This is a genomic window from Dietzia sp. DQ11-71, assembly GCF_014144995.1.
GTDB lineage: Bacteria > Actinomycetota > Actinomycetes > Mycobacteriales > Mycobacteriaceae > Dietzia > Dietzia kunjamensis.
Window position 1 is genome coordinate 1 of sequence record NZ_JAALDT010000446.1, and the last position, 5184, is coordinate 5184.

A 5184-nucleotide genomic window follows, 5' to 3' on the forward strand; every position below is an offset into this window, starting at 1 on the left:
GAGCGCCTCGAGCGCCAGCGCGCAGGTCAGGTCGACCATGTCGGCCGGCCCCCCGCCGGCGAGGATCTCCCGCGCCTCGGCCACCTCGAGCGCGTTGCCCACGGCCCGACCGAGGGGCGTGTGGTTGGCGGTCACCAGGGCGCTGGTCCGCACACCGGCGGCGGCGCCGATCCCGACCATCACCCGCGCCAACTCGGCGGCGTCGGCGGGGTCGGCCAGGAACGCGCCGGAACCGAACTTCACGTCCAGCACCAGCGCACCGGTGCCCTCGGCGATCTTCTTGCTCATGATGGACGCCGCGATCATCGGGATGGACGGGACGGTGCCGGTGACGTCCCGCAGCGCGTAGAGGGCCCGGTCGGCGGGGGCGAGGTCCGCCCCGGCGGCGCAGATCACGGCCCCGGTCCGCGTCAGGACGGCCCGCATCTCGTCGGCGTCGAGGTCCGCGCGCCACCCGGGGATCGACTCGAGTTTGTCGAGCGTGCCGCCGGTGTGGCCGAGCCCCCGGCCCGACAGTTGTGGCACCGCCACGTCCCACGTCGCCAACAGCGGTGTCAGGACGAGGGTGATCGCGTCGCCCACGCCGCCGGTGGAGTGCTTGTCGACGGTGGGCACCACCCTGCCGCCGCGGGTCAGGCCGGACAGGTCCATCCGGGTTCCGGAGCCCACCATCGCCGTGGTCCACCGGGAGATCTCCCGCTCGGTCATCCCACGGAAGTAGATCGCCATCGCGAGCGCGGACATCTGCTCGGGCGCGACGACCCCGCGGGTGAACCCGTCGACGATCCAGTCGATCTCGTCGTCGTCGAGCTCCCGCCCGTCCCTCTTCGCCTCGATGATCCGCACGGCGTCGTGTCGCGCGCTCACACCAGATCCACTCACCGCAGGTCCCCCGGTCCGAAGGCGTCCGGGAGGAGCTCGGCGAGGGGCACCGCGCCTCGCGCGGTGTGGACCACCAGCCCGGGGCCGCCGTGTTCGTGCAGGAGTTGTCGGCAGCGCCCGCACGGCGCGAGGGGGTCCCCGGTGTGGGAGACGACGACGAGCTCGAGCAGTCTCCCACCCCCGGTGCGGTAGAGGTCGGAGACGAGCGAGCACTCGGCGCACAGGGTCAGGCCGTAGGAGGCGTTCTCGACGTTGCACCCGACGACCATCCGCACCCGCCCGTCGGGGTCGCCGGCGGGCGGATCCGCGTCCGGGCCGACGGCCAGCGCGGCGGCCCCCACCCCCAGCCCGGAGTACGGACGGTAGGCGCCCCGTGCGGCGGCGAGGGCCGCGTCGGCGAGGCCGGCGACGATCGCGTTGTGTTGTGCTGCGGTTTCGTCCTGGGACACCTGGCTTACCCCTCGGTAACATCTTTTAGGCTTCCCTAACTGGGAGAACCCGCTCGGTCCACGGTACCCACCCTGCTTTCGCCTAGTCAGATCTCAGGTCTAAAGTCCTAGTAGGCGCCCGCTGTGCTCTCGGGCAGGGAACGCGCGCCGATGGCACCACGCCCAGACGATTCGGAGGCACGACAAGCCCATGAGTACTGCGCAGGCGCCGGCGCGTCCGGCCCCCAATAAGAAGATCAGCATCTACAAGGGTGACCCGGGGATGTGGTCGTGGGTCGCGCACCGCATCTCGGGCGTGGCGATCTTCTTCTTCCTCTTCGTGCACGTGCTGGACACCTCGCTCGTCACGGTGAGCCCGGAGACCTACAACGAGGTCATCGACTCGTACAAGACCCCGATCGTCGGGCTCCTGGAGGTCGGCCTGGTCGCGCTGGTCCTCTTCCACGCGCTCAACGGTCTGCGCATCGTCGCCATCGACTTCTGGTCCAAGGGCGCGAAGTACCAGCGCCAGATGCTCTGGGCCGTCCTGGCGATCTGGGTCGTGGTCTTCGCCGCGGCGACCGCCCGCCTCCTCTTCCTTCTCTTCCAGCACATCTAAGGAGAACGATCACCATGGCAGACGCACCTGTTCTCCAGACGTCATACGATCGCCCCGCCTCGCTCGCCCAGCCGCGCTCCCCGCGCCTGCGCTCACGCGGCAACTTCGAGCGCACCGCATGGATCTTCATGCGCGCCTCGGGCGTCGCGCTGGTCATCCTCACGCTCGGCCACCTCACCGTGGGCCTGATGATCGACGAGGGAGTCCACCGCATCGACTGGGCCTACGTCGCGGATCGCTGGCAGAGCCCGTTCTGGGCCACGTGGGACCTCCTCATGCTCTGGTTGGCACAGCTCCACGGCGCGAACGGCGTCCGGACGGTCATCGCGGACTATTCGCGCAAGGACTCGACGCGGTTCTGGCTCAACGCGATCCTCATCGCCGCGACCGTCCTCGTCCTGGCCCTGGGCACCTACGCCCTCTTCGGCCTCGCCTACGACGTCTGATCGACGCCTGCGGACCGTTCCACTTCGAAAGCGAGCACTGAGAATCCCATGACCGATCGTCAGGTCCACCAGCACCAGTACGACGTGGTAATCGTCGGCGCCGGCGGCGCAGGCATGCGCGCGGCCATCGAGTCGGGCCCGCGGACCCGTACCGCAGTCCTCACCAAGCTCTACCCCACCCGCTCCCACACCGGCGCCGCCCAGGGCGGCATGTGCGCCGCCCTCGCGAACGTCGAGGAGGACAACTGGGAGTGGCACACGTTCGACACGGTCAAGGGCGGCGACTACCTCGTCGACCAGGACGCCGCGGAGATCATGGCCAAAGAGGCCATCACCGCGGTCATCGACCTGGAGAACATGGGCCTGCCGTTCAACCGCACGCCCGAGGGCAAGATCGACCAGCGTCGTTTCGGTGGTCACACCCGCGACCACGGCAAGGCGCCCGTGCGACGGGCCTGCTACGCCGCCGACCGCACGGGTCACATGATCCTGCAGACGCTCTACCAGAACTGTGTCAAGCACAACGTGGAGTTCTTCAACGAGTTCTACGTGCTGGACCTCTGCCTCACCGAGACCCCCGAGGGTCCCGTCGCCACCGGCTGCGTCGCCTACGAGCTCGCCTCCGGCGACCTGCACGTGTTCCACTCCAAGGCCACCGTCTTCGCCACGGGTGGCTCGGGCCGCATGTACAAGACCACCTCGAACGCCCACACCCTCACCGGTGACGGCATGGCCGTGGTGTTCCGCAAGGGCCTGCCGCTGGAGGACATGGAGTTCCACCAGTTCCACCCGACCGGCCTCGCCGGCCTGGGCATCCTCATCTCCGAGGCCGTCCGCGGCGAGGGCGGCATCCTGCGCAACGCGGACGGTGAGCGCTTCATGGAGCGCTACGCCCCCACCATCAAGGACCTCGCGCCCCGTGACATCGTCGCCCGCTCGATGGTCCTGGAGGTCCGCGAGGGCCGCGGCGCCGGCCCCGAGAAGGACTACGTCTACATCGACGTGACCCACCTCGGTGCCGACGTGCTGGAGGAGAAGCTGCCCGACATCACCGAGTTCTCGCGCACCTACCTCGGTGTGGACCCGGTGACCGAGCTCGTGCCGGTCTTCCCCACCTGCCACTACGTCATGGGCGGTATCCCGACCAACGTCAAGGGTGAGGTCCTCCGCACCAACGACGACGTGGTGCCCGGCCTCTACGCCGCCGGGGAGTGCGCGTGCGTGTCCGTGCACGGGTCCAACCGTCTGGGCACCAACTCGCTGCTGGACATCAACGTGTTCGGCCGCCGGGCGGGAATCGCCGCCGCGGACTACGCTGCAGGGCACGACTTCGTCGAACTCCCCGAGGAGCCCGAGAAGATGGTCCGCGAGTGGATGGAGAGCATGCTCGCCGACCACGGCGCGGAGAACGCCAACGACATCCGGACCGAGATGCAGGCCATGATGGACGACAAGGCGTCGGTGTACCGCACCGAGCAGTCGCTCACCGAGGCCCGCGACGAGCTCCGCGCCCTCAAGAAGCGCTATGCCGACGTGACCGTCAGCGACAAGGGCAAGCGGTTCAACACCGAACTCCTGGAGGCCGTCGAGCTGGGCTTCCTCCTGGAGTTGGCGGAGGTCACGGTCGTGGGTGCGCTCAACCGCAAGGAGTCCCGTGGCGGGCACGCCCGCGAGGACTACCCGGACCGCAACGACGACGAGTTCATGATGCACACGATGGCGTTCAAGGACGGCCTCGGCCTCCTCTCCGAGATCCGGCTGGACTGGAAGCCGGTTGTGCAGACCCGCTACGAGCCGATGGAGCGTAAGTACTGATGACCACCGCAGTCGACACCACCAAGGCCACCGACGGCAAGGACCCGGGCTCGAACCGTCCCGTGCCGCCCGGCTCCACCATGGTCACGCTCAAGATCGCCCGGTTCAACCCGGAGGATCCGGACTCGGCGGGCTGGAAGGAGTACGAGGTCCCGGCCCTGCCGTCGGACCGTCTGCTCAACCTGCTGATGTACGTCAAGAACTACATCGACGGCAGCCTCGCGTTCCGCCGGTCGTGCGCACACGGCATCTGTGGGTCGGACGCCATGCTGATCAACGGTGTCAACCGCCTTGCCTGCAAGGTCCTCATGAAGGACATGCTCCCCAAGGACGGCAAGTCCATCACCATCACCATCGCCCCGATCCGCGGGCTGCCGGTGGAGAAGGACCTGTACGTCGACATGGAGCCGTTCTTCAAGTCGTTCCGTGACGTCATGCCGTACCTCATCACGTCCGGGAACCAGCCGACGGCCGAGCGGATCCAGTCCCAGACGGACCGGGCCCGCTTCGACGACACGACCAAGTGCATCCTCTGCGCCTGCTGCACGACCTCGTGCCCGGTGTTCTGGGCCGACGGGTCGTACTTCGGCCCGGCCGCGATCGTCAACGCTCATCGGTTCATCTTCGACTCCCGTGACGAGGGTGCCGCCGAGCGTTTGGAGATCCTCAACGACGCCGAGGGCGTGTGGCGCTGCCGCACGACCTTCAACTGCACCGACGCGTGCCCCCGTGGCATCCAGGTGACCCAGGCGATCCAGGAGGTCAAGCGCGCACTGCTGTTCGCGCGCTGATCACCGGGTAGCCACCACGCTGACCCGCGTCGTTCCGACGTCGCCTCACAGCACCGGCCGGGGCCGCACTCTCCACAGACGGAGAGTGCGGCCCCTCCGCCATTTCCTTCCCTCGTGGCCCCGCCCCTCCCCGCCGCCCCCGGCATCCGCACACGCGCCTGCCCGCTGCGACCCCAGCCGCACGCCCGGGGCCACAGCCGCAC

At 68.7% G+C, this 5184-nt stretch carries 6 protein-coding genes; 4 read left to right on the forward strand and 2 right to left on the reverse strand.

Annotation, left to right across the window (positions count from 1 at the left end; genetic code table 11):
• On the reverse strand, nucleotides 1-867 hold an 867-nt coding region (locus tag G6023_RS14240; RefSeq protein ID WP_182636127.1), incomplete at its 3' end, for a thymidine phosphorylase.
• Between the two features lie 11 nt (nucleotides 868-878).
• Nucleotides 879-1331: a cytidine deaminase gene (locus tag G6023_RS14245; protein WP_132063517.1), complete on the reverse strand. Its 453-nt coding sequence runs from the start codon at nucleotides 1329-1331 to the stop codon at nucleotides 879-881.
• A gap of 190 nt (nucleotides 1332-1521) precedes the next feature.
• Here G6023_RS14245 and sdhC point away from each other — a divergent pair, with 190 nt between their 5' ends.
• Genes sdhC through G6023_RS14265 form a run of 4 tightly spaced genes read left to right on the forward strand, consistent with a single transcriptional unit; the run spans nucleotide 1522 to nucleotide 4981 of the window.
• The gene (sdhC, locus tag G6023_RS14250) at nucleotides 1522-1929 is read left to right on the forward strand and encodes a succinate dehydrogenase, cytochrome b556 subunit (RefSeq protein ID WP_132063518.1); all 408 of its coding nucleotides are present in this window, start codon (nucleotides 1522-1524) and stop codon (nucleotides 1927-1929) included.
• 14 nt (nucleotides 1930-1943) lie between these two features.
• Nucleotides 1944-2375: a succinate dehydrogenase hydrophobic membrane anchor subunit gene (locus G6023_RS14255; RefSeq protein ID WP_179524745.1), complete on the forward strand. Its 432-nt coding sequence runs from the start codon at nucleotides 1944-1946 to the stop codon at nucleotides 2373-2375.
• 48 nt (nucleotides 2376-2423) lie between these two features.
• A complete protein-coding gene (gene sdhA / locus G6023_RS14260; RefSeq protein ID WP_182636128.1) occupies nucleotides 2424-4190 on the forward strand; it encodes a succinate dehydrogenase flavoprotein subunit in 1767 nt (588 codons plus the stop codon).
• Entirely contained in the window at nucleotides 4190-4981 is a 792-nt protein-coding gene (locus G6023_RS14265; protein ID WP_182636130.1) for a succinate dehydrogenase iron-sulfur subunit, read from the forward strand. Before sdhA ends, G6023_RS14265 begins: the two co-directional genes overlap by 1 nt.
• Nucleotides 4982-5184: the final 203 nt, after the last annotated feature.

Bases quoted from the DNA above. Each gene is read 5' to 3' on its own strand.
- sdhC (WP_132063518.1), top strand. From the start codon at position 1,522: ATGAGTACTGCGCAGGCGCCGGCGCGTCCGGCCCCCAATAAGAAGATC.
- G6023_RS14265 (WP_182636130.1), top strand. From the start codon at position 4,190: ATGACCACCGCAGTCGACACCACCAAGGCCACCGACGGCAAGGACCCG.
- G6023_RS14255 (WP_179524745.1), top strand. From the start codon at position 1,944: ATGGCAGACGCACCTGTTCTCCAGACGTCATACGATCGCCCCGCCTCG.
- sdhA (WP_182636128.1), top strand. From the start codon at position 2,424: ATGACCGATCGTCAGGTCCACCAGCACCAGTACGACGTGGTAATCGTC.